This window comes from Nitrincola sp. A-D6, assembly GCF_000764495.1.
Lineage (GTDB): Bacteria > Pseudomonadota > Gammaproteobacteria > Pseudomonadales > Balneatricaceae > Nitrincola.
This window is the reverse complement of record NZ_JRLB01000042.1, coordinates 59,847-83,773: the sequence shown is the minus strand read 5'-3', so window position 1 is coordinate 83,773 and position 23,927 is coordinate 59,847. Positions and strand designations below refer to the sequence as shown.

Below are 23,927 nucleotides of genomic sequence, written 5' to 3'. Positions count from 1 at the left end.
ATTATGCTATAAATCAGTATAGTCTATAGCTATGTCTTTTTCCGGTTCAGGATCCCTGCCATGTACAACCTTCCAACTCTCGAAGCGACCCAAGAAATCACCTCTATAGCCGTATTAACCAGCGGTGGCGACTCTCCCGGCATGAATGCAGCTATACGAGGCGTGGTACGAACAGCCCTGAGCTATGGCATCACTGTCTGGGGTATCCATAGAGGGTTCACCGGGCTGTTGCAAAATGATATTGAAACACTATCTTCAGCATCGGTTTCCAATATTGTTCAGCGTGGTGGGACTTTTCTCAAAAGCGCTCGCTGCCCTGAGTTCCATGACCCGGCATATCGCAAACAAGCAGCAAATATACTGCAACAACGAGGTATCGAGGCATTAATTGTCATTGGTGGTGATGGCTCACTAACTGGCGCTCACCTGCTTGAAGAGGAAACCGGTATTTTAGTTATCGGCCTTCCAGGTACGATAGATAATGACATTTTTGGAACCGAAGACTCCATAGGCTTTGATACCGCCATGAATACAGCTCTGGATGCTATCGACCGTATCCGGGATACGGCTGACTCTCATGAGCGCCACTTTTTAGTTGAAGTCATGGGACGTAATTCGGGCTTTCTTGCCACACATGTTGGTATAGCCGCCGGTGCCGAAATGATCCTGGTACCTGAATACGCGGTTAATATCGAGGAAGTTGCCCTGCAACTGGCCACATCCCGTAAAGCCGGCATTGGCTCCAGTGGTATTATTGTCGTTGCTGAGGGTAATCAGCCCGATCTAACCACCAAAATTGCCCAAGAACTACAACAGCATGGGCTGACACCACACATTTCCATTCTCGGGCATATTCAGCGTGGCGGTCGCCCCAGTGGCCACGACCGGGTGTTGGCATCCTGCCTTGGAGCCGTTGCTGTCGAATACCTTCTGGCTGGCTACAGTGACATCATGGTGGGTGTAAATAACGGCGAAGTCGTCGACATACCGTTGGATGATCTGATCCGCTACAGAAAAGGGCTGGACCCGGAGTTGCTTAAAATTGCCCTGCAATTACATAAATAAACGCAACTGATTACCGGGACAGGTTAATCACTCTCGCGCTCTACCGAAACTTCAAGAGCTCGGCCTATAACCACACGAATTGAAACCGGAGCACAGCAAACTGAGCAGTCTTCTGTATATTCCTGGTCTCCACCACTACAGTCTACCGTCAGCGAGAAAGTCTCGCTGCAATATGGGCAAACCAGATCAACCGTTTCTAATGGATTCATCATCTTCTCCTGCATCAGCAATACGACCAGTTTTTGGAACAGCAACGATGCCGCCATAAAGCAGCACGTTTGCTCCACTTAGCTTAGTCCAAATGCGACTGCACGCAGAAGTTGATCTCATAATGTTTGCTTACCCATAAATACGGGTACAGTTTCGTCCTGTGGACTTGGCCTGATAAAGCGCTTGGTCGGCATGCTTAAGCAAGCGCTCGGCTGAATCAGTTACCCCCGCTTGGAAACAGGCTATACCGATACTAACTGAAATACTGACTGACTTATCCGGTAACAATGCAATTTTACGGCATTCGGCATGCAAGGACTCTGCGATTCGAAGAGCCTCTTCAACCGTTATTTCTGGAAAAATCAATATAAACTCTTCACCACCAAAGCGCGCAGCCAATTCACCGGGTCGCTGAGTAAAGGTCTGAAATATTCTCGCCATTTCCTGTAGGCATTCATCACCCAGTTGATGTCCATAGCTATCATTCAGTCGCTTAAAGTAATCAATATCGATCATCAGAACAGCAAGCGGGTGGTGATAACGCAAAGAACGCCCCACTTCCACATCCAACATCTGATCCAGGCAGCGACGGTTAGCCAGCCCAGTTAATCCATCGATTTGAGATAAACGCTCAAGCTCCTGATTTGCCTTCTGCAACCTGTAAGCAAGACTGGAGTAATCTTCTATCGACAGACGTATGGTATCCAGCTCTTTAAAGCAAAGCGGCTGTAATGTGATTGGCTGCTCACCTTGGCCTTCAATTGCGCGTAAACCATTGACTAACAGTTGCACAGGTCGAAGGATAAGTCGCTGAAATGAAAACAGGATGATAGCTGAAAAAAAGATCAGTAAGGCAATCAAAATCAGAAAATAGTTACTGATTTTCAAGGCATCTTCAGCAATATCGCGGGTAATCAACCGCGCCTTCAGCGCAGCATCAGAACTGAGGTATGAGGACAAGTTTTCAATCCGTTGATGTGTATCCGCAACCAACCAATCCAGTTGCACATTAAGGTCAGATATAAAATTGATATTATAGTGCAAGCTCTCGTAACCATCTGGCGTCATACGAGTCTGGAGGCGTTCCAGGGTATTTTGCATACTCTGTTGCTGAATAGACTGAACCGAGATAGCAGAAAAAAAGCCAACGAAATAGCTCAAATCAGTATAGTCGACTGTATTCAGTTGCGCCTGCACCTGTTTCTGCAGCTCACGTTGCAACTGCCTTACACTTAGCATTTCACGGATATCAAACATGATATTGTTAGCTTCTGACATCAGGTAAGTGTCCTGATCCAGCATAAAGCTATGAATAATTACCTGTGATAGCAATCGGTAATGCCTTTCTTCTGCAGCATTTTGCACTCTATATGCAGCATCAAGGTAAGTACCAAGCTTCTCTACTTTCAATGCATCCTGCTGTGTTCGGGCCAACTCGGGTAGATAGTCTTCAGCTGTAGCTTCGGTTTTAGACGAAATATCTTTAAGCAGCCCGAGCGACAGCGTCAGTGCCAGGGTAAATATCAGCAACAGACCCAACACAACCATCAGCAGGGTAACTGACATTTTAAACTGTGGAAAAAATTTTGGGTGTGCCATATTAATAGATGCTAAACGGAATGTACTTACGATTTATGCGCTCATAAGTACCGTTTAACCGAATGGTTATCAGTGCCTGATTGATAGCTGATCGCAGTGCCTCATTACCTTTCTGAATAGCGATATGTGCATCTGTTTTCAGCAACTCATCAATCAGCGGCTCTGCAATAAAGTCAAATTGGGTACCTTCAGCTGACTGCAGAAAACTTAAAAGATTGATACTATCTGATAGCACCAAATCCACTTCACCGGACACCAGTTGCGCCAACGCCTGCTCCTGACTTTCAGTAACAATAATGTCAGCCGCCGGGTAACGTGATCTAAGAAATGCTTCCTGGACAGTACCAATACCTGTTGCCAGGCGGACTCCTTCAAGTGATTCAGGGTTATTATTAGAGTACTTATATGGATTGCCAACGAAAACTGAATGGCTACGGTAGTAGTAATCGCTGAAATCAACACGCTGTTCTCGTTCAGCGGTCCTAGCCATACTGGCAACAATCAACTGATAATCGCCTTCTTCTATACCATCCAGTATATCAATCCAGGGTACAGCGATAAGTTCACAGTCCCGCTGCATAGCCTCACAAAGTGCATAGGCTATATCCACATCAAATCCAGTCAGATTTCCTGACTCATCAAAATAGCTGAACGGCGGATAAGCCCTTCTGTTGCAATGATCAGTGGGTCTGCCTGCGCAAACCCCAACCATCCAACAAGTAGTATGCCCAACCAGCTGTTTGTTTTTTTTCTTATCATTACAAACATCCCTGATTATTTAAAACAGTGAACTATAATCTTACTTCGATTCCCCGCGACTGCATATATTGCTTCGCCTCCGGGATGGAGTACTCATTAAAATGGAAAATTGATGCAGCTAAAACCGCATCTGCTTTTCCCTTCAGAATACCATCAACCAAATGATCAAGATTACCCACACCACCAGAAGCGATCACTGGCACATGCACCGCCTCACTAATAGCGCGCGTAACACCCAGGTCAAAGCCTGATTTCATACCATCCTGATCCATTGAGGTCAGCAGGATTTCACCCGCCCCCAGCTTGACCATTTTTTCAGCCCACTCGACGGCGTCCAATCCAGTGGGTTTACGACCACCATGGGTAAAAATTTCCCATCGATCAACTTCGCCCGGCAGAGAGACTTTTTTAGCATCAATCGCCACAACAATACATTGTGAACCAAAACGCGATGCTGCTTGCTGAACGAAATCAGGGTTAAATACGGCGGCAGTATTAATCGAAACCTTATCGGCACCCGCATTCAGCATACGGCGAATATCTTCACAGGCTCGAATACCACCACCCACCGTCAACGGAATAAAAACTTCAGCCGCCATACGCTCTACCGTATGTACTGTGGTTTCCCGGCCTTCATGACTGGCGGTAATGTCCAGAAAAGTGATTTCATCAGCGCCTTGTTGTTCATAGCGACGGGCGATTTCAACCGGATCACCCGCATCACGAATATCCAGGAACTTGACCCCTTTCACAACCCGACCATTTTCAACATCCAGGCAGGGATAATACGCTTAGCCAGTCCCATTTCAGCTCCTTATGCCTGACTCAATTGGTCACTGAGTGCCTGAGCTTCTGCCACGTCCAGAGTACCTTCATAAATAGCACGACCGGTAATAGCACCCAGAATACCCTTTTCAGCGACCGCTGCAAGACGACGAATATCCTCTATATCGGTAACACCACCTGATGCGATCACCGGTATACCCGCCTCCTGCGCCAGTGCGACGGTCGCTTCCACATTCACCCCCTGCATCATGCCATCACGGCTGATATCAGTATAAACGATGGAAGAAACACCATCATTGCGGAATTGAATCGCCAAATCTGTGGCTTTAACACTAGAGACTTCAGCCCAGCCGTCAGTGGCTACATAACCATCCTGCGCATCCAGGCCAACAATAATATGACCGGGAAAACGCTTGCACATCTCGGTTACAAAAGCCGGATCTTTCACTGCTTTGGTACCAATAATGACATACTCAACGCCCGCATTCAGATAAGCTTCAATGGTTTCTGCGGTACGGATTCCACCACCGATCTGAATCGGCAGATCAGGATAAGCCTGAGCAATGGCTTTAACTATTTCACCATTAACCGGCTCTCCGGCAAATGCGCCGTTCAGATCGACCAGGTGCAAACGCCGACAACCGGCTTCGACCCATTTGGCCGCCATATCAACCGGGTTATCCGAGAACACCGTAGAGTCATCCATGCGCCCTTGACGCAGACGCACACATTTACCATCTTTCAGATCTATTGCAGGGATAATCAGCATATTTCTTTCCAGTTATTCAAAATCGGTTATAACCCAGTTGTCCCGCTAATCGGTCAGACTGCTCAGGCACAGCCATCCCAACTGAGGAAGTTCTGCAGCAATTGAAGGCCAGCCTGCTGGCTTTTTTCAGGGTGGAACTGAACAGCAAAGACATTCTTATGTGCCAAAGCCACATCAAAGGGCACACCATATTCGCAAGTGCCAGCTACCTGTTCAGTCTGCGCCAGTTTTACATAATAGCTGTGCACAAAGTAAAAACGGCTATTATCTTCAATCCCCTGCCAAAGCGGATGAGCCTTAGCGTGCCTGACCTGATTCCAGCCCATATGAGGAACTTTCAAGACCTGATCATCAGCATCACGCAGCTCATTGCCAAAAAAGTTTACCCGTCCGGAAAACTCACCCAGACAATCCACACCACCATTTTCTTCAGAGAAATCCATCAGCGCCTGAAAGCCAACACAGATCCCCAAGAAAGGCTTTCCAGAACGTATCGCCTCAGCCACTTCAGCATCAACACCCAAGCGACGTATTTCAGCCATACAGTCTCGAATCGCACCCACGCCTGGTAACAGGACCCTGTCGGCATCCCGCACTTTTTGCGGATCGGCGGTTACCAGCACTTCTACATCAGGATTAACATGCTCCAGCGCTTTGGCAACCGAATGCAGGTTTCCCATGCCATAATCGATAACGGCAATACGGCTCATATTTACAGACATCCCTTGGTTGATGGCATCATACCCTGAGCGCGTGGATCTTCTTCCAGCGCCATACGCAAGGCACGACCAAAGGCCTTAAATATAGTTTCAGCCTGGTGGTGACTGTTTTTACCTTTCAGGTTATCGATATGTAAAGTGACCTTGGCATGGTTAACAAAGCCATGGAAAAACTCACTGAACAGGTCTACATCGAAGCTACCGATACGGCCACGGGTAAACTCAACATTCATCTCCAGCCCAGGGCGCCCGGAGAAATCAATCACCACCCGTGATAAAGCTTCATCCAAAGGCACATAAGCATGGCCATAGCGACGAATGCCTGTTTTATCCCCAACCGCCTGACTGAACGCCTGTCCCAGAGTGATGCCGACATCTTCCACTGTGTGATGGTCATCAATATGCAGATCACCCACCGCATTCACTTCCAGGTCAATCAGACCATGACGGGAGATCTGGTCCATCATGTGATCCAGAAAGGGCACACCGGTATCCGCCTCGAACTTGCCGCTCCCATCCAGATTAACGGCAACGGTAATCTGGGTTTCCAGAGTGTTCCGGGTAACTCTGGCTGTGCGCTGCGCCATAACATTCTCCGCAAATAATTCAGTAAATGCTGCTATTATACGGTATAGAAGCTGCCAACGGCAGGGCTGGAGTTGAGAGAGATCGGGTTAATTATTTACGACTTTATTTTTCCTTTACAAACAAACTGTGAGAGATACCTATGAAACGCTTTGTCAAAATCGTTGCAGCCACTTTTGTCGTTGTGGTTCTGGTTGTAGCCATAGGACTTTTTTACATTACATCTGTAATGGATCCAAATGACTACAAACCCAGGATTGAACAACTTGCACTCGAAAAAGCGGGACTGGATATTAACATTGAAGGTGATATCGCCTGGTCTCTTTATCCCTGGCTGGGCATGCAAACCGGTGCTATACACATTGCATATCCGGAAAAACCACAACTTGCCAGCCTGACATCGGCGCAGGTTTCGCTGCAATTGATGCCGCTGCTATCCGGTCAGGTAGAGATGAGCGACTTAATACTGGAAGGCCTTTCCCTCACGCTAACCAAAGATACTGAAGGTAATGTAAACTGGGCAGGTGAATCAACAGGAACAACCGAAGCCCCAACTGCTTCAAGCGCTGAAGCCGCCAACCCAGCCACGACCACCGCGGATATTGACCTGAACATCGAATCTGTCTCGGTTAAGCAAGCGGGCATTCAGTACACTGACCTGGCTGAGAATAGCCGTATCGAGCTGAGCAACCTGACACTGACAACAGGCAACGTACGTTTGGATCAGCCGATTGCTACCGAATTAAGCTTTAATTTACGCTTATTTGAAGGTGCGGATGTCGTCACTGAAGCCAACACCAAACTGGACACGCAACTTCTGATCAACCAGGACTTAAAACGCTTTAATCTGGCAAATACCCAGATAAACCTGCAACTGGGAGGCAGCAACCTGCCACCGAACCTGCCCGCAATCAATTTGCACTCTGATATCCTTCTCAATCTTCTCGAAGAGAGCCTGAGCATAGATCAGCTAAGCCTGTCTCTTGGCAGCCTGGCATTGCAGGGCCAGCTAAGCCTGCAGAATTTTAATGAACCTGACATCAGTGGGCGTATCGATGCAGCACCCTTTAATTTGAAGGCGCTGTTGACCGAACTTGGGCAGCCACCCCTCACTACGCAAAATGCCAGCGCACTTCAGCAAGTAGGCTTTTCAACGCAACTCACCGGCAACCTCAAGGCTATCAGCTTGTCACCACTGAGCCTTACTCTGGATGACACACTATTAACCGGGTCTGCAGGCATTAATCTGCAAACTGGGCAGCTATCCCTGGCACTCAAGGGCAATTCACTGAATGCCGATCATTATCTGCCACCACAAGCAGCCACTACAGCCACCTCTGATAGTAACAACACCAACAACCAAGCCAACCAAGGTAACGCAGGCTGGTCACAGGAGGAGATACTCCCGGTTGATAGCTTAAAAACACTGAACCTGTCTCTGGAACTGGACCTGGAAACATTGATCCTGGAACAGCGTCACATCAATAATCCTGGCATCAGCCTGACTGCTGAAGGAGGGCTGATCAATCTCAGTCGACTGACTGCTCAGCTCTATTCAGGTCAGCTCAATGCCAGCGGCGTCCTGGATGCTCGAAGCACACCGGTATCAACGCAGGCAAACCTTCAAGTCAGCGACATACAGGTGGGCGAACTGTTAAAAGAGATGGCTGATTCAGACGCCGTCAGCGGTCGGTTTTCAACCCAGGCCGCACTAACCACCAGTGGTGGCTCAATACATGCCATGATCAACAACCTGAATGGCTCTGCCAGTATCAGTATGCAAGAGGGTGTGCTGCAAGGTATAGATATGGCACAAACTGTGTGCCAGGGTATTCAGACAGTGACTTCTTTAGGCATCAACACCCAGCAGGTTGATAAATCCACCCCCTTCGCTGACCTTCTGGGTAACTTCCGTATCCGCAAGGGTATCGTAGAAAACAACGACCTCAGCGCTACCCTGGATGCCATGCTGGTTAAAGGGCAGGGCAGTGTAGATCTTCCCGCTCAGGCTATCGATTACCGTCTGGGCTTCACTATTCAGGAGAACCTGTTCCAACAAACCTGCTCGGTGAACAACCGGCTTGAAGGTCTGGAACTACCAATCAATTGCAAAGGCCAGTTTGATACGCCTCCAGCACAGATGTGCCGACCGGATACCAGCGTCTTTACACAGCTGCTACGCCAGGAAGTGCAACGCAAAATTGAAGAGCGTATCGGTGGCAGTGTTGAAGAACAGATAAAGGAGCGTATCGGTGGCGAAGAGGGGGCCCGGGATTTAATCAGGGGATTGTTTCAATAAATGCCCCTATGCACACCCAACACCGTGAGTGACGCTCTACTATACTGGTTTGACCAGCATGGGCGTCATGACTTGCCTGGCAGTCGGAAAAATCACCTTATTACACCTGGGTTTCTGAGATTATGTTGCAGCAAACCCAGGTCAAAACGGTCATTCCCTATTTTCTGCGCTTTATGGCTGAATTTCCTGATGTACATGCCTTAGCTGAAGCGCCCGTCGACAAGGTTCTACATCACTGGACCGGGCTGGGGTATTATGCCCGTGCTCGCAATCTGCACAAAGCCGCACAGATTATTTGTCAGGATTTTAACGGTCAATTCCCTGACACCCAGGCCGCACTGGAAACCTTACCTGGCATCGGACGCTCAACAGCAGGCGCCATACTATCCATCGCGTTAGGAAAAAAAGCCGCAATTCTGGACGGCAATGTGAAGCGGGTGCTGGCTCGCTATCATGCCGTACAGGGCTGGAGTGGCAATGCAGCCGTCCTTAAACAACTCTGGGCCCTGGCTGAAAAACACACACCAGAGCAGCGCAATGGCGACTATACTCAGGCTATTATGGACCTGGGGGCCACGCTCTGCCGTCGAAGTAAGCCTGATTGTGCTGCCTGTCCGCTTAACGCTGACTGCCGTGCCCTGGCATTGGGAATCACTGATCAATTGCCAACACCCAAACCACGTAAGAGCCTCCCAGTCAAAACGGTCAGCCTGGCTATAGTGCGCAATTCAGCCGGTGAAATCTGGCTACAACAACGGCCACCCACTGGGATCTGGGGAGGGCTGTGGAGCCTGCCCGAAATTGATGACCCCGGATTACCCTTCATCTTGCCGAAGCATCAGCCCGATGAGATCCTGGCTGTTTTGAAGCATAGCTTCAGCCATTATCATCTACACATCACCCCGCAGGTATACCAATTAAAAAACCCTGAAAACTGTGTGATGGAAGCCACTAACGGTCTCTGGTATAACATAGGCCAGCCGCAGCAGGCGATTGGCCTGGCTGCACCGATTAAAAAGCTGCTTCAGCAGCTGCACATTCACTCTATCCACCCCTCGGGTGATTCAGGAGCAACAGATGAGTCGTAGTGTTTTCTGTCGCAAGTATAAGCAAGAGTTGGAAGGCTTAGATAAGCCACCCTATCCAGGCCCGACAGGCCAAAATATTTATGAAACCATTTCCAAACAGGCATGGCAGGCATGGACTGAACATCAGACTATGCTGATCAATGAAAAACACCTGAACATGATGGACCCGGCAAGTCGGAAATTTCTGCAGGAGCAGATGGAAAAGTTTTTTGCCGGTGAAGAGTATGAACAAGCCGAGGGCTATGTTCCACCCACTGAAAAATAAACTATTCCACCGACTCAGGTAATGGACGGCGACGCTTCTCTTCGGCTCGCCGCATCAGGTACCAGGCAATAAAGGCAATCACAGAGACAGCCAGAATAATCAAGGTCGCTAAAGCGTTGATCTTCGGTGACACACCGAGCCTGACCGATGAAAAAACCACCATGGGCAGGGTGGTGGCACCTGGCCCTGAGACAAAGCTGGCAATCACCAGGTCATCCAGGGACAGGGTAAAAGCCAGCAACCAACCAGAGATCAGTGCCGGGGTAATGATCGGGATCGTAATCAGAAAGAAGGTTTTAAAAGGTGTCGCCCCGAGATCCAGGGCGGCTTCTTCTATGGACATATCCAGCTCGCGCAGGCGCGATGACACCACCACAGCTACATAAGCACTGCAAAAAGTCGTGTGCGCTATCCAGATAGTCACCATGCCACGATCAGTTGGCCAACCGATAATCTGCGCCATATGCACAAACAGCAGTAACAGCGAAAGGCCTGTAATCACTTCGGGCATTACCAGCGGTGCTGTAATCATACTCGACAACATGGTTCGTCCACGAAAACGATTAAAGCGCGTCATTACCATGGCAGCAAGGGTTCCGATACACACCGCCATGGTGGCTGAATAAAAAGCAATTCTGAGACTCATCCACACGGCTGATAACAACTGTTGATCACGGAAGAGTTCTATATACCATTGCGTTGAGAAACCAGCCAGACGGTCACCAGCCGTGATGAGTTAAACGAATAAAATATTAAAATAGCCATGGGGATATACAAAAATAGCAATCCCACCACCAGCATGACTTTGGAGAAGCTGAGATTTCTTAACCTAGCCATTCTTTTCCATCTCCCTGGACTGATAACGGTGGAAAAGAATAATGGGTATGATCAGCAATCCCAGCATGATAACTGCCAGCGCGGAGGCTACAGGCCAGTCGCGGTTATTAAAGAACTCCTCCCACAGCACCTTACCGATCATCAATGTATTCGGGCCACCGAGTAGCTCTGGGATTACGAATTCACCCACTGCGGGAATAAACACCAGCATGGAACCGGCGATGATCCCACCTTTCGACAAGGGCAAAGTGACTCGCCAGAAGGTATTGATCTTGCGCGAACCAAGGTCTGAAGCCGCTTCAAGCAAGCTGGCATCCATTTTCACCAGATTGGCATAGAGGGGCAAAATCATAAATGGCAGGTAGGCATAGACAATACCGATGACCACAGCAAAGTTGGTGTTCATCATCCTGAGCGGCTCGTTAATTACCCCGAGCCATAGCAGAAAATTATTCAGCAACCCCTGATTGCTCAGGATACCCATCCAGGCATACACACGAATCAGGAAGGAGGTCCAGGAAGGCAGCATAATCAGCAACAGCAGAACCAACTGCCACTGCAGGGGTGCACGCGCCATGGCATAGGCCATCGGATAGCCCAGCAACAGGCACAAGAGTGTCGAAATAAAAGCTATTTTCAAAGAACCGATATAAGCGGATACGTAAAGACTGTCTGACGCCAGGAAAATATAGTTGCCCAGATTCAACACAACAGAGATAGTCTGGTCGATATAGCTAAACACTGGTTGATAGGGCGGAATAGCGATCATTGCCGACGAAAAACTGATTTTTAACACCAGCGCAAAGGGCAGCAGAAAAAACAACAACAGCCAGATAAAGGGTATGCCGAAAACCAAAAACCGGCCACCGGGTAACGCTTGTCGGATCTTGTTCAGCATACTAAGCCTCCGCGCATACTACTTAATCCCAGAGCACAACTGGACTGGAATCATCCCAACTGACAAATACGGAGTCTTCCCAGGTGGGTCGATCACCGCGTCGCTCAGTGTTAGCAATGCTGGCCTGAATGATTCTGCCTGATGGCAACTGGACATAGTAGACCGAAAAACCGCCTAAATAGGCAATGTCATGTACCTTACCAGAGCACCAATTATAGTCTGAATCAGGCTGATCGCGACTGATCAGGGTTTTTTCCGGTCGCAGCGCCACCATAGCCCGTTCACTTTCTGCACGGGTGCTAACCCCATGACCGATATAGACAGGTTGATCCAGTTCCGCACAGGACAGGGTGAGGCTATCAGTTTCGTCTTCCTGGATACGGCACTCAAATATATTCACAGACCCAATAAACTCAGCAATCATCCGGCTATTAGGACTCTCGTAAATATCGATGGGGGAACCTATCTGCGCAATCCAGCCTTCCGACATAATCGCGATGCGGCTGGCCATGGTCATGGCTTCTTCCTGATCATGGGTCACCAGCACACAGGTCACACCCACTTTCTCCAGGATATCCACCACTTCCAGCTGCATTTCAGTACGCAGTTTTTTATCCAGCGCCCCCATAGGCTCATCCAGCAACAACAGCTTGGGCCGCTTGGCTAAAGACCGGGCCAGGGCAACACGTTGGCGCTGCCCGCCGGATAACTGCGCCGGTCGGCGCTTGGCATACTTATCCATTTTTACCAGCCGTAGCATCTCCGCCACACGCTGATTCACTTCAGCTTTGGGAATCTTGTCCTGTTTCAGGCCAAAGGCGATATTCTGCTCCACGGTCATGTGCGGGAACAGGGCATAGGACTGAAACATCATATTAATCGGACGCTCATAGGGTGGCAGGTCGGTAATATCTATGCCATCCAGGATAATGCGCCCTTCACCGGGCTTTTCAAAGCCCGCCAGAATACGTAGCAGGGTGGATTTACCGGAACCGGAACCGCCTAGCAGTGCAAAAATTTCACCTCGGGTAATGTCCAGGCTGACATTATCCACCGCCAGCACATCATCAAAATACTTACTCACACCCTGTATTTGCAACAGCACCTCAGTCGCGGCTTCAGTCTCCAGTGGTTTCTTCACAGCATTTGAGCCACTCGGCATGCGTAAGCCCTCCAATCATGTGCAACTAAAAGCTGGCTACCGACCCAAGTCGACAGCCAGTGTGCTATTAACGTCCAGACTTAACCCGGTTCCAGGTACGCGTAACGATACGCTGGGCATCCAGCGGGCGTTCTTTGGCGATGAACAGGTGTTCTTTGACTTCAGCTGTCGGGTAGATAGATGGGTCGTTAAGAATATCCTCATCCACAAACTCATCAGCCGCCGCGTTAGGGTTGGCATACCAGACATAGTTGGTGATATCGCCAATAATTTCCGGCTTCAGCAGAAAGTTAATCAAAGCATGCGCATTGTCTACATTCGGGGCGCCATCAGGAATAGCCAGCATATCGAACCACAGTGCCGCACCTTCCTTGGGGATGGTATAGACAATAACATTGCCGTTGTCCGCTTCGTCAGCACGATCAGCCGCTTGCAAAATATCACCGGAGTAACCGGCACCGACACAGATTTCGCCGTTAGCCAGATCGGAAATATAACGTGAGGAATGGAAGTAAGTAATATGTGGCTGAACAGCACTGATTACTTCGGCTGCACGGGCGAAATCATCAGCATCATTGCTATTGGGGTTCAAACCAAGATAGGCCAGAGCCGCAGGCAACATTTCGTCACCGGAATCCAGCATACTGATACCACATCCGGCTTCGGCCAGCTTGGCTGTCACCTCAGGATCAAACATCAATGCCCAGGAATCTACGGGGGCATCATCACCGAGAATTTCCTGTATACGGCCTTCGTTATAGCCATAGCCATTGGTACCCCACAGATAGGGCACAGAGAAGCGACTACCTGGGTCTACATCTTCCAGATTACGCATAAGCTCAGGACTTAGATTGCCCAGGTTAGTCAATTTACTGTGATCCAGCTCAACAAAAGCCCCCGCGCTGATCTGCTTGGTCAGATAGTGGTTTGAGGGAACCACCAGGTCATAGCCTGAGCGACCGGATAACAGGGCAGCTTCCAGGACTTCGTTACTGTCAAACACGTCATAGATTACATTGATGCTGGTTTCAGCGGTAAACTTCTCCAGCGTATCTTCGGCAATGTAGTCTGACCAGTTGTACACGCGAACTTCATTGGCATTCGCCGCCGTGGCGCCTAGAGCGCAGGCCATGGCGGTAACAAGCGCGGTTTTTGCAAAAGATCTGATCATCTGAGCACCTCATACTTGAGTAAGTATGGAGGCTGTCCGAGAATAGACTGACCTACTGCGGAAAAGCCGTTTTGGTCATTTTTTTTGAGCTATTTTTCGTTAAATAGAACCACTATTCGCCTCAAAATAGCTCAAAAACTGCCTCAAAACGGTCTTTCCCTCGCTACGGTCGCTATTCTCGGACAGCCTCCTAGGAGACCGTCATAGAAAGAAATATATAAATTGCCTAATCACAAAAAGGAAACTAATATGTTTCTTATTGATTAATAGCAATATATAAGTTTCATTATGCAGTCACTACTCGAACAGATCAAACAGCGACGTTTAGCGCTGGCACTGAAGCAGCAGGATATGCTGCTGCGGATTGGGATATCACGTCAGCAATATCAAAGAACTGAGTCCAAGGGCAATCCTCGGCTCGATACGCTTGAGTTAATCGCGAAGGGACTTAAAAGTGAACTGCTGTTGATCCCAGAAGAAAAACTCCATGCGGTATTAGCTGTACTGGCTGACGAACCAAGCCAGGCAGTCAAGGAAAACAACCCCTCATTCGCCGATGACCCGTGGCAGGGATTACTGGGAGATAACGAATGAGCGCAGATACACCCGCTGAAGTGACTGTATTGCAGCTTAGTATGCGTAAACCGCTGAAGATTGCCACCCATTCCACGTGAAGCCTGCCACCCGGACCAGGCAAAGCTGCCACCCATCGGAGCGCAGCGACACGGGTGTTTTATTGATACTCTTAAGTAAGGGACGGCGTCAACTTTGATTGTCGTTTTCTCATCGATTCCCCTCTGAGATTAATCTTGTAAGCATTGTGTACAAGCCTATCAAGGATCGCATCAGCAAGCGTTGCATCACCTATAACATCATGCCACTGCTCTATTGGGAGTTGGCTGGTAGCTATGGTTGCACGCCGACCATGCCTATCCTCAAGTACCTCAAGCAAGTCTCTTCTGTTCTCAGCACTCAGCTTCATGAGTCCCCAGTCATCCAGGATTAACACATCAACTTTGGCAAGATTGGCTAGAAGCTTGGGATACTGGCCATCGCCTTTAGCAATCGTCATCTCCCGCAGTAGATGAGTCAGGCGCACGTATTGTGCGGTATATCCTTCGCGGCATGCTTTGTGTGCCAGCGCGCAGGCTAACCAGGTTTTTCCTACCCCAGTTGGCCCCGTGATCAGCACGTTAAGATGCTCCTTTACCCATTGGCACGCGGCTAATGATTGGACGAGTCCTTTATCTAGACCACGTGCAGCGCGGTAGTCTATATCCTCTAATGCAGCGTTATGTTTCAGCTTCGCTTGGCGCAGCCGAGTCGTCATACGCCGGTTGTCTCGTTCGGTCATCTCACGATCAACCATCAGACCAAGGCGCTCTTCAAAGCTCAATTCATTGATGTCAGGTGCTGACGATTGGTCAGTGAATGCAGCAGCCATACCGGTGAGTTTAAGGCTATGGAGCTTATCTAGAGTAGGATGTTTAAGCATGTCAGATTCCTTTAATTGTAATAGGCTGGGCCACGGATATTGTCGTGTGTATCGGGTAAAGCCAGCTCTTGTTGCTCTTCTAACGGCAGCTCATCTAGACGGTGCTTGAGGATAGACTCGATACTCTTGTAACGGCAGCTTCCCAGTAGGAGTGCACGTCGGCAAGCAGCTTCTAAGCGCTCATCTCCATAGGCTTTTCCAAGACGTAGAATGCCTAAACATGAGCGGAATGCTTGTTGTGGGTGCTTGCGAGCACTTAAGGCTTTGCGGATGAGAGATTCAGTTCCAGGTCCCGTATTGGTTGCCCAAGAGATCAAACGCTCTGATGTCCACTCACCGGCTTGGCGATGGGATTCAGGCATATGCGCAGGTACCGTGGTGTGTCGTCCTTTTTGATCAGAACGGCAATGGCTCGCGATGCGGTTACCCTTATAAAAGCACTCAAGGGTATTGTGGGTGAGTCGTACCTGTACCTCTTTCTTGATCAGGGTGTAGGGGACTGAGTAGTAATGACCTTCTACGGCTACGTGGTAGTCTATGTTGACCCGAGCCTTTTTCCACTCAGCATAGACGTAGTGCTCAGCTGGCAAGGGCTGTAATGCAGGTTTATCCAACTGCTCGAAGTGCTCGGCTCTACAACCGGGTAGCTTTCGAAAGGGGCGTGCATTGAGCTTCTTCAGCAGTTCTCGGATGGTCGCATTCAACTGCCCCAGAGAGAAGTGCTGTCGGTGACGTAGCGCTGCCAGTATCCAGCGCTCTACAATCAGCACACCGCCTTCGACTTTAGCTTTGTCACGCGGTTTGCGAACACGCGTCGGCACAATAGCAACGCCATAGTGGGACGCCATATCTTGATAGGTTGGGTTAAGGTCAGGCTCGTAACGATGTGCTTTGTTGACGCCAGATTTCAAATTATCCGGTACCACGAGTTCTGGTACGCCGCCCAGGAATGCAAACGTCCGGATATGAGAACCAATCCAGTCCGGTAGTGTTTGGCTCCAAGTGGCCTCTGCATAGGTGTAATTTGAAGCACCCAGCACGGCGACAAAGATCTGAGCTGCATGGATTTCGCCTGTGGTTCGGTCAATGATGGGCACTGTCTGGCCTGCATAGTCCACGAACAGTTTTTCTCCTGCCCGATGATCCTGACGCATCACCCAATCCAGCTTGCTTTGCCAATCTCTATAGTGCTCGCAGAACCAACTGTACTGATAACCCTCTGGATTTGATTGCCGATATTCCTGCCATAACAAGAACAGGGTCAGGTTTTTATTGTGTCGAATTTCGTAGTTAATGTGACTCCAGTCAGGAATACCCCGAAGTTGGGCAGGCAAATTGGGTGGCGGTGGAAACAGCTTACGCTCTAACTGGCTGTCGTCCAGATCGTCAGGTAGTGGCCAGCTCAGGCCAGCGTCGGCAGTACGGCGAAGGTACTCACTCACAGTAGGACGGCTGATACCACAGGTCGCCGCAATTTGCCGATTACTCAGCCCGTTAATCCATTTAAGTCGAAGAACTTCTTTGATTTTACGCATGGATAACCTCTTTGCTGGCATCTGACCCATCTCCGAATGAAAAGGGACAGAATACCGTTAAGTTATCCCGCGTCGTGCAGCTTGGATGAAGTGATTCAGACAGCCTGCCAGGGTGGCAGCTTTGCTGTGGAATCAGTGGCAGCTTTCGCGTGGAATGGATGGCAGGCTTCGTCTGGAATCAGTGGCAACCTTGGTCTGGAATACGCATGAAATAAACATTGCTCGGAAGTGGTATGCACTAGGCTATGAACTTCAGGCCATAGCTGACCACTTTGAAATGCACGTTGAAACCCTGAAGCGTTACATGAGGGCAGTTTAATGCTTCTCTTCTGGATTATCTTTGTGCTTTGCCCCTGCCTTTACGGGACTTACAAAATCGGTCAATCAATAATAGCAGGCGAATAGATGAACACGTTAAGCCAGGAAATAAAGCCATTAGTGACGCTTGAAAACGCTAAGGCATGGCAAGCAGAGCGCGAACAATTCCTGTTCTGTGTTGAGCTGCTTAGGGGAGCTGACTTGCCTAGTAGCATGACCTGTGTCTACCGCCTTGAAGATTGCTTTGAAGACCTGCTAAGGAGTTGAAATGGATAGGTTACTTTGTATGAAAATATACAGATGGGGTGATGTGGTTCTAGTGCGTAAGCCCAATGGCCGCTTCATCCAGATTAAATCTTGAAATATTTGAAACGCTTCTATAAGATGCGCCACTTAATTTCAGGTGGCTGCATGAACAGGAGATTTTAACAGCCTTAAATTGGGAAGATTGGTGCGTTAGGAACAAGGCCAACACTGCCCCTGCAACGGTAAACCGAGAGGTGAGTCCGATACCAGCCTGATTTAATCTCTCTTCAGTAGCAGAGGGCTGCTGATTAGACAACAATAGGAAAGTAGTGTGGAAGTTGTAAATCACATTTTTGCTGAACAGACAGCTTTGATTATGGACTTAACTGAACATGGGTTTGTTAACCAAGATGAGTTCGTGAACGGTAAGCCTGATTTAGAGCTGACTGAGTGGTTTTCCATATCTTTAAAGCTTGCAGATGGTTTAAGTGCTTGCGGTGCCTATATACTTCAAAACTTTTACGGATGCTGGTTAGGTGTCCCTGATGAACATCATGAAAAAGGAGTGGAAGCTTTTGTTACAGACCTTTTAAGTAATAGTGAATAGAATCACTTGCAAATATAACTCGCTTATGGTTTATTTGTCGTTAGTGATTCCAAAACAATAGGATGAAGACGATGAAAGACAAGCATGTGTTGGCATTAATCAAGGTGGCTAATGTTCTGCGTGAAATCAAGGTGGACTTACCACTGACGCAGCTACACGTCCTACTTACTGTCATACGTGAAGAAGGCTTAAGTGCTAGGGATATTGAGAAGCGAGTAGGGCAACCTAAAAGCTCAGTCACCCGAAACATAAGAGTGCTTACGGAGAGAGCTAGTGCTGAGCGTAAAGGCTTGGGCTTATGTGAATACCGTTGTGATACTGCGGACATTCGGGTGAAGAACATTTACCTGACTGAAGAAGGTAAGCAGATAGCACGTAAGCTGGAAGAGGTACTTGATAGGGCTTATCTATAAGCTCTATTTTTTCGCCCAAAGGAACCATAAGTGAGTTATAAGAGGAAGTGAGTCATGACCATACGAGCATTGAAAACTAAGAAGGGTGTCGTGTATCAGGTGGATGTTACCAAGCGTAACTTTGCAGATACTGGGAAGGCTGAACGCTTCAGACAGAGCTACAACGATGAGACTCTGGCTAAGATTGTTGAACTGAAGGTTAAAGCTGCGTTTGAAGCTGGCTCTGTGGCTGAGCTGGACAAGCTTAGAGGGGGAAGTGACCCTGAGCTGAACATGAATCAAGGTAGACCAGAACTAAGCTGGTATCGCCTTATAGACATAGCTGAGCGTGACCACTGGAAGACTCAATCAGAGGGTTATCAGAAGACAGCTCTTATCAATGCCAGGCAGATTGCGCGTTTCTTTGGTGCTGAGACTGCCAAGCTAAGCTCACAAGGGAAATGTTGAAGCTTTCGATAATGAGTGCAGGGCCAAGGGCAACAGCAACAACACCATTAACAAGAAGCTGGCAACACTCAGGACTATGCTTGATTGTGCTGGCCTTGAATTCCCTTGGTTGAATAAGGTGAAGAATTATCAGACAACTGAAGGCCGTATCAGAACATATAGCTTAAAGGAGCAGGCAGCTATCCTGAAGACTTTCCAGCACTTAGGCAGGAAGATGCTCATGACCTCGTAGCTCTCTGCTTTGAGACTGGTGGAAGGCTTAGCGAAATGCTGAACCTAAACATTAAAGATGTGAACACAGTGGCAAGGTCTTTAACCTTCAACGGTACTTTCACTAAGAGTGGTAAAAGCCGGTCTATCGGACTATCTCAAAGTGGTCTTACTATCATCAATGGTCGTGTTGAGCGTGACGCTTTAGGGGTCGATGGTGCCTTATTCCCAGCACTCACTAAAGATAGCTTTCAGCACTACTGGAAACACATGAGAGAGTTCATAGGGATGCAGGACGATAAAGAGTTCGTATTCCATGCAGTGCGCCATACAGTAGCTACACGCCTTATTGATGGAACTGGTGTCGCCAATAAGCCTATGCCTATCGCCATTGTTAAAGAGTGGTTAGGGCATAGCACTATAGCAACTACTATGAAGTATGTTCATGTTAGTGCTGACCACTTGAAGGGATGGGTGGATTGAAGCCCGCTTCAGAATAAGTCGTGACGCAGTGACGCAAAGAGTGACGCAAAACATTAATTTCAAGCTTTACAATCTAGTGCATGGCCGTATAGAATGCGCTCCGTTCCTTAAAGACAGCCCCAAGGGTTAGATTTAGGTTCTGGTGCCGTAAGGTGTGAGAGTTCGAGTCTCTCCGTCCGCACCATTTAAAAATGTCATATAAGCAATGTTATGGTGGGCGTAGCTCAGTTGGCAGAGCTCCGGATTGTGATTCCGGCGGTCGTGGGTTCAAGCCCCATCGTCCACCCCATTTCATTTGTTATTCTGTTTACTCCTTTCTGTTCATTTTTTGCTATTCTTATTCTGTGAAGATTTGTTGTCATCCTAAATAGCGTATTGACTTGACTATCTGTCAGAGTTCGCGGAAAATTTCGCGCTTTAGAATTCGGGTTTGGCGTACAGCCTTCCTGTCAGCATTTCGGTTTTGCAGACGGGTAGATTTTAACGACAGACCATCTTTTTTTGCGGCAATGTATTTGTGAGGAATTCCATGCAAGTTTCTGTTGAAACGACTTCCGGCCTTGAGCGTCAGGTTACTATTACTGTTCCGGCTGAACGTATTGATCAGGATGTTAATAAGCAGGTTCAGCAGCAGGCGCGCAGCCGTCGTCTGGATGGCTTTCGCCCGGGTAAAGTACCGACCTCCGTTATCAAACGTATGTTTGGAAAATCTATCCGCTCCGATGTACTCAGTGAGGTTGTTCAGGAAACCTTCTATCAGGCCGTAGATCAGGAAAAACTCATGCCGGCTGGCATGCCTGACATTCAGCTCCGTAAGGATGTCGAAGGTGAGGATCTGGAATATGTTGCTACTTTTGAGGTTTATCCTGAAATAACGCTGTCTGATTTCTCCGCTGCCGAAGTTGAAAAACTGTCAGCCGATATCACTGATGCTGATCTGGATGAGATGATTAATACCCTGCGCAAGCAGCAGGGCGACTGGGAAGTAGTTGAGCGCGCCGCCGTTGATGGCGATCGACTGAATATCGATTTTGAAGGTTTCATCGATGGTGAAGCATTTGACGGTGGTAAAGCTGAAGCCATGGATCTGGTGCTGGGCTCCGGTAGCATGATTCCAGGCTTTGAAGCTGGTCTGGTTGGCGTTTCAACAGGTGATGAAACCGAGTTGAATGTCACCTTCCCTGAAGACTACCATGCCGATAATCTGAAAGGTAAAGCTACTCTCTTCAAAGTGAAGGTCAACAGTGTTTCAGCGCAGAAACTACCAGAGCTGAATGAAGAGTTCTTTGCCCGTTTCGGTATTGAAGAATCTACAGTCGAAGGCTTCCGTAACGAAGTTAAGAAAAATATGGCACGTGAACTCAAGCATGCCCTTAAAACCAAACTGAAAGATCAGGTCTTCTCTCAGTTGACTGAATTGAATCAGATCGATATCCCTGCCGCTTTGATTGATCGTGAAATCGATGTATTGCGTCGTCAGGCTGTTCAGCAGTTTGGCGGTCCTGATGCTAAAATCGATCCGAACATGCTGCCTAAAGACATGTTTGCAGATCAGGCCAAACGTCGTGTTTCTGTTGGTCTTCTGATGCAGGAACTCATCAAGGTCAACAAGATAGAGCCTTCTGATGAGAAAGTTCGTGCAACTGTTGAAGAGATGGCTGAAACCTATCAGGATCCACAAGAAGTAATTGACTATTACTACGGTAATCAGGAAATTCTTAACCAGGTCAAAGGGCTGGTTCTTGAAGAACAAGTAGTTGAACATCTACTTGAAACTGCTAAAGTGATCGAAAAGCAGGTTAGCTACGAAGAAGCTATCAAGCCAGCGCAGCGTGGTGAAGCAGCTGAGTAAACACCGCTTTTTATGGGTGTGAAGTTGCTCTGAAAAACGACAGCGGGTTGCCGGCTGTCGTTTTTTTACTTTATATAGACTATATTTTTGCACTGGTTATCAGGAGAATATTACATGTCAGAGATTTTCACCGGACACAGTGAAATCAGTAATGCCGGCGGTTTGGTGCCAATGGTTGTTGAGCAAAGTGCACGCGGCGAGCGGGCCTACGATATATATTCCCGCCTTCTTAAAGAGCGTGTTATTTTTCTGGTGGGCCAGGTTGAAGACCATATGGCCAATCTGATCGTGGCGCAGCTGTTGTTTCTGGAAGCTGAAAACCCTGAAAAAGATATCCATCTTTACATTAACTCTCCAGGTGGTTCAGTTTCAGCGGGCATGGCTATCTATGACACCATGAAGTTTATTCAGCCGGATGTCAGTACCATGTGCATTGGCCAGGCTGCCAGTATGGGGGCTTTTTTGTTGGCTGGCGGTACCCAGGGCAAGCGCTTTTCACTGCCTAACTCCCGCATGATGATTCACCAGCCACTGGGTGGATATCAGGGGCAGGCCTCGGATATTGAAATCCATACTCGCGAAATTCTGAAAATTCGTGAAAAGTTGAATCGTCACTTGGCGCAGCATACAGGTCAGGATATAGAAACCATTGCGCGCGATACAGAGCGTGATAATTTTATGGACCTGAGACTGCCAAGGATTATGGTTTAATCGATCAGGTGCTGGAAAAACGCGTAGTTGCTTCATAAGTAGCGGCCTGAGTTGCAAAGCGCACTGGCTCAAAGCCAGTGCTGTAATTGAATAGTTTTGAGGTATCACAATGTCGGATGAGACAAGCGGAAAAGGTGAAAGCAGCAAGCTGTTTTGTTCCTTCTGCGGTAAAAGTCAGGACGAAGTACGCAAGCTGATAGCTGGACCTTCTGTCTTTATCTGTGACGAATGCGTAGATCTGTGTAACGACATCATTCGTGAAGAAATTCAGGAAACAGTCGAAGGTGAAGTATCAGAAAAACTGCCACTTCCAGAGGAGCTGAAACATGCTCTGGATGAGTATGTGATTGGACAGGAACGTGCCAAGAAAGTATTGGCCGTCGCTGTCTATAATCACTATAAGCGACTGAAATTGAAAGAGAAAAAGCCAGAAATTGAGCTGAACAAGAGTAATATTCTGCTCATCGGTCCGACCGGAAGTGGTAAAACGTTACTGGCACAGACCCTGGCGCGGTTGCTCAATGTACCCTTTACTATTGCTGATGCGACCACGCTGACTGAAGCGGGTTATGTCGGTGAAGATGTTGAAAACATCATCCAAAAGCTGCTGCAGAAGTGCGATTATGATGTTGAACGGGCGCAGATAGGTATTGTTTATATCGATGAAATCGACAAAATTTCACGTAAATCAGACAATCCATCTATTACTCGTGATGTTTCTGGTGAAGGCGTTCAGCAAGCGCTGCTGAAGTTGATCGAAGGTACGGTTGCATCTGTGCCCCCCCAGGGTGGACGTAAACATCCGCAGCAGGAGTTTCTGCAGGTAGATACTTCCAATATTCTCTTTATTGTCGGTGGTGCGTTTGCCGGTCTGGAAAAAATCATTCGTGATCGCAGTGAGCGCAGCTCTATTGGTTTCAACGCCATCGTTAAGAGCAAAGATGAGAAAAACCTCACCGAAGTGCTGCATAACGTTGAATCGGAAGATCTGGTCAAATTTGGTCTGATCCCTGAGTTTGTTGGTCGTCTGCCCATGATTGCCACCTTGTCTGAGCTGGATGAGGAAGCGCTTATATCGATTCTGACCGAGCCTAAAAACAGCTTGACCAAGCAATATGCAGCGCTGTTTGAGATGGAAGGTGCCGAGATAGACTTCCGCAAAGAAGCACTGCGTTCAGTGGCTAAAAAAGCGCTGGAACGTCGTACCGGTGCGCGAGGCCTGCGCTCCATTCTGGAAGCTACCTTGCTGGATATCATGTATCAACTGCCAGCGATGAAAAATGTGTCCAAGGTGGTGATTGATGAAGGCGTTATCGAAGGCACTTCAGAGCCCATCCTGATATACGAAAATCAGGAACATGCCAAAGCATCACCAGATAACTGATCGTAACGCTTAAT

General features: G+C 48.3%; 23 protein-coding genes, 1 tRNA gene, 4 pseudogenes and 1 riboswitch. Of the genes and pseudogenes, 14 read left to right on the top strand and 14 right to left on the bottom strand.

The window, feature by feature from the left end:
- Nucleotides 1–60 precede the first annotated feature (60 nt).
- Entirely contained in the window at nt 61–1,065 is a 1,005-nt protein-coding gene (gene pfkA / locus LH51_RS08515) for a 6-phosphofructokinase (RefSeq protein WP_036521470.1), read from the top strand.
- 23 nt (nt 1,066–1,088) lie between these two features.
- Here the strand turns inward: pfkA and LH51_RS19995 are convergent, their stop codons facing one another.
- The 8 genes and pseudogenes from LH51_RS19995 to hisB form a co-directional block, all read right to left on the bottom strand.
- Nucleotides 1,089–1,331: a CPXCG motif-containing cysteine-rich protein gene (locus LH51_RS19995; RefSeq protein ID WP_235263617.1), complete on the bottom strand. Its 243-nt coding sequence runs from the start codon at nt 1,329–1,331 to the stop codon at nt 1,089–1,091.
- A 73-nt stretch (nt 1,332–1,404) separates the two neighbouring features.
- Complete coding sequence (locus LH51_RS19070) at nt 1,405–2,841, bottom strand: GGDEF domain-containing protein (RefSeq protein WP_160173701.1); 1,437 nt, start codon at nt 2,839–2,841, stop codon at nt 1,405–1,407.
- A 34-nt stretch (nt 2,842–2,875) separates the two neighbouring features.
- Nucleotides 2,876–3,484 (bottom strand): substrate-binding periplasmic protein, encoded by a 609-nt coding sequence (locus tag LH51_RS08505; RefSeq protein WP_052063592.1) that lies wholly within the window; start codon nt 3,482–3,484, stop codon nt 2,876–2,878.
- An 11-nt stretch (nt 3,485–3,495) separates the two neighbouring features.
- Nucleotides 3,496–3,633 carry a hypothetical protein gene (locus LH51_RS22475; RefSeq protein WP_235263616.1) on the bottom strand — a complete coding sequence of 46 codons (138 nt, stop codon included), beginning with the start codon at nt 3,631–3,633 and terminating at the stop codon, nt 3,496–3,498.
- A gap of 32 nt (nt 3,634–3,665) precedes the next feature.
- Nucleotides 3,666–4,438, bottom strand: a pseudogene (gene hisF / locus LH51_RS08500) (imidazole glycerol phosphate synthase subunit HisF).
- A gap of 9 nt (nt 4,439–4,447) precedes the next feature.
- Nucleotides 4,448–5,188 carry a 1-(5-phosphoribosyl)-5-[(5-phosphoribosylamino)methylideneamino]imidazole-4-carboxamide isomerase gene (gene hisA / locus LH51_RS08495; RefSeq protein WP_036521467.1) on the bottom strand — a complete coding sequence of 247 codons (741 nt, stop codon included), beginning with the start codon at nt 5,186–5,188 and terminating at the stop codon, nt 4,448–4,450.
- A 62-nt stretch (nt 5,189–5,250) separates the two neighbouring features.
- Nucleotides 5,251–5,898 carry an imidazole glycerol phosphate synthase subunit HisH gene (gene hisH / locus LH51_RS08490; RefSeq protein WP_036521464.1) on the bottom strand — a complete coding sequence of 216 codons (648 nt, stop codon included), beginning with the start codon at nt 5,896–5,898 and terminating at the stop codon, nt 5,251–5,253.
- Nucleotides 5,899–5,900: 2 nt separating this feature from the next.
- Nucleotides 5,901–6,494, bottom strand: a complete 594-nt coding sequence (gene hisB / locus LH51_RS08485; RefSeq protein ID WP_036521461.1) for an imidazoleglycerol-phosphate dehydratase HisB — start codon at nt 6,492–6,494, stop codon at nt 5,901–5,903.
- Between the two features lie 140 nt (nt 6,495–6,634).
- Between hisB and LH51_RS08480 the strand changes: the two genes are divergently transcribed.
- From LH51_RS08480 to LH51_RS08470, 3 genes are all read left to right on the top strand, one after another.
- A complete protein-coding gene (locus tag LH51_RS08480) occupies nt 6,635–8,791 on the top strand; it encodes an AsmA family protein (protein WP_036521460.1) in 2,157 nt (718 codons plus the stop codon).
- Between the two features lie 122 nt (nt 8,792–8,913).
- The gene (mutY, locus tag LH51_RS08475) at nt 8,914–9,879 is read left to right on the top strand and encodes an A/G-specific adenine glycosylase (protein ID WP_327124598.1); all 966 of its coding nucleotides are present in this window, start codon (nt 8,914–8,916) and stop codon (nt 9,877–9,879) included.
- On the top strand, nt 9,869–10,144 hold the full coding sequence (locus LH51_RS08470; RefSeq protein ID WP_036521458.1) for an oxidative damage protection protein: 276 nt from the start codon (nt 9,869–9,871) through the stop codon (nt 10,142–10,144). Before mutY ends, LH51_RS08470 begins: the two co-directional genes overlap by 11 nt.
- Before the next feature lies 1 nt (nt 10,145).
- Here the strand turns inward: LH51_RS08470 and LH51_RS08465 are convergent.
- The 4 genes and pseudogenes from LH51_RS08465 to LH51_RS08450 all read right to left on the bottom strand — a co-directional run bounded on the left by LH51_RS08465 (nt 10,146) and on the right by LH51_RS08450 (nt 14,212).
- A pseudogene (locus LH51_RS08465) lies at nt 10,146–10,981 on the bottom strand (ABC transporter permease subunit).
- Nucleotides 10,974–11,879: an ABC transporter permease subunit gene (locus tag LH51_RS08460; RefSeq protein ID WP_036521457.1), complete on the bottom strand. Its 906-nt coding sequence runs from the start codon at nt 11,877–11,879 to the stop codon at nt 10,974–10,976. Before LH51_RS08460 ends, LH51_RS08465 begins: the two are co-directional and overlap by 8 nt.
- 22 nt (nt 11,880–11,901) lie before the next feature.
- The gene (gene potA, locus LH51_RS08455) at nt 11,902–13,041 is read right to left on the bottom strand and encodes a polyamine ABC transporter ATP-binding protein (protein WP_036521455.1); all 1,140 of its coding nucleotides are present in this window, start codon (nt 13,039–13,041) and stop codon (nt 11,902–11,904) included.
- Nucleotides 13,042–13,108: 67 nt separating this feature from the next.
- Nucleotides 13,109–14,212: a polyamine ABC transporter substrate-binding protein gene (locus tag LH51_RS08450; protein WP_036521454.1), complete on the bottom strand. Its 1,104-nt coding sequence runs from the start codon at nt 14,210–14,212 to the stop codon at nt 13,109–13,111.
- Nucleotides 14,213–14,500: 288 nt separating this feature from the next.
- Between LH51_RS08450 and LH51_RS08445 the strand changes: the two genes are divergently transcribed.
- Entirely contained in the window at nt 14,501–14,806 is a 306-nt protein-coding gene (locus LH51_RS08445) for a helix-turn-helix transcriptional regulator (RefSeq protein WP_036521452.1), read from the top strand.
- Nucleotides 14,807–14,957: 151 nt separating this feature from the next.
- Here LH51_RS08445 and istB read toward each other — a convergent pair whose 3' ends face one another.
- The gene (istB, locus tag LH51_RS08440; protein ID WP_036521451.1) at nt 14,958–15,707 is read right to left on the bottom strand and encodes an IS21-like element helper ATPase IstB; all 750 of its coding nucleotides are present in this window, start codon (nt 15,705–15,707) and stop codon (nt 14,958–14,960) included.
- 11 nt (nt 15,708–15,718) lie between these two features.
- Complete coding sequence (gene istA / locus LH51_RS08435; protein WP_036521513.1) at nt 15,719–17,263, bottom strand: IS21 family transposase; 1,545 nt, start codon at nt 17,261–17,263, stop codon at nt 15,719–15,721.
- Nucleotides 17,264–17,363: 100 nt separating this feature from the next.
- Here istA and LH51_RS20795 point away from each other — a divergent pair, with 100 nt between their 5' ends.
- The 9 genes and pseudogenes from LH51_RS20795 to clpX all read left to right on the top strand — a co-directional run bounded on the left by LH51_RS20795 (nt 17,364) and on the right by clpX (nt 23,913).
- Nucleotides 17,364–17,561 carry a hypothetical protein gene (locus LH51_RS20795; RefSeq protein WP_160173700.1) on the top strand — a complete coding sequence of 66 codons (198 nt, stop codon included), beginning with the start codon at nt 17,364–17,366 and terminating at the stop codon, nt 17,559–17,561.
- Nucleotides 17,562–17,944: 383 nt separating this feature from the next.
- A riboswitch (cobalamin riboswitch) is annotated at nt 17,945–18,095 on the top strand.
- Nucleotides 18,096–18,137: 42 nt separating this feature from the next.
- Nucleotides 18,138–18,413 carry a hypothetical protein gene (locus LH51_RS08420; RefSeq protein ID WP_036521444.1) on the top strand — a complete coding sequence of 92 codons (276 nt, stop codon included), beginning with the start codon at nt 18,138–18,140 and terminating at the stop codon, nt 18,411–18,413.
- 71 nt (nt 18,414–18,484) lie between these two features.
- Nucleotides 18,485–18,826, top strand: coding sequence for a MarR family winged helix-turn-helix transcriptional regulator (locus LH51_RS08415; RefSeq protein WP_036521443.1), 342 nt, complete (start codon nt 18,485–18,487; stop codon nt 18,824–18,826).
- 54 nt (nt 18,827–18,880) lie between these two features.
- Nucleotides 18,881–19,273: a hypothetical protein gene (locus LH51_RS08410; RefSeq protein WP_036521442.1), complete on the top strand. Its 393-nt coding sequence runs from the start codon at nt 18,881–18,883 to the stop codon at nt 19,271–19,273.
- Between the two features lie 237 nt (nt 19,274–19,510).
- Nucleotides 19,511–19,966 (top strand): annotated as a pseudogene (locus LH51_RS08405) (tyrosine-type recombinase/integrase); the annotation flags it as partial.
- Between the two features lie 213 nt (nt 19,967–20,179).
- Nucleotides 20,180–20,255, top strand: a tRNA-His gene (locus LH51_RS08400).
- A 240-nt stretch (nt 20,256–20,495) separates the two neighbouring features.
- Nucleotides 20,496–21,818 (top strand): trigger factor, encoded by a 1,323-nt coding sequence (tig, locus tag LH51_RS08395; protein ID WP_036521440.1) that lies wholly within the window; start codon nt 20,496–20,498, stop codon nt 21,816–21,818.
- Nucleotides 21,819–21,932: 114 nt separating this feature from the next.
- Nucleotides 21,933–22,567 (top strand): annotated as a pseudogene (clpP, locus tag LH51_RS08390) (ATP-dependent Clp endopeptidase proteolytic subunit ClpP).
- A gap of 71 nt (nt 22,568–22,638) precedes the next feature.
- Entirely contained in the window at nt 22,639–23,913 is a 1,275-nt protein-coding gene (gene clpX / locus LH51_RS08385) for an ATP-dependent Clp protease ATP-binding subunit ClpX (protein ID WP_036521439.1), read from the top strand.
- Nucleotides 23,914–23,927 lie beyond the last annotated feature (14 nt).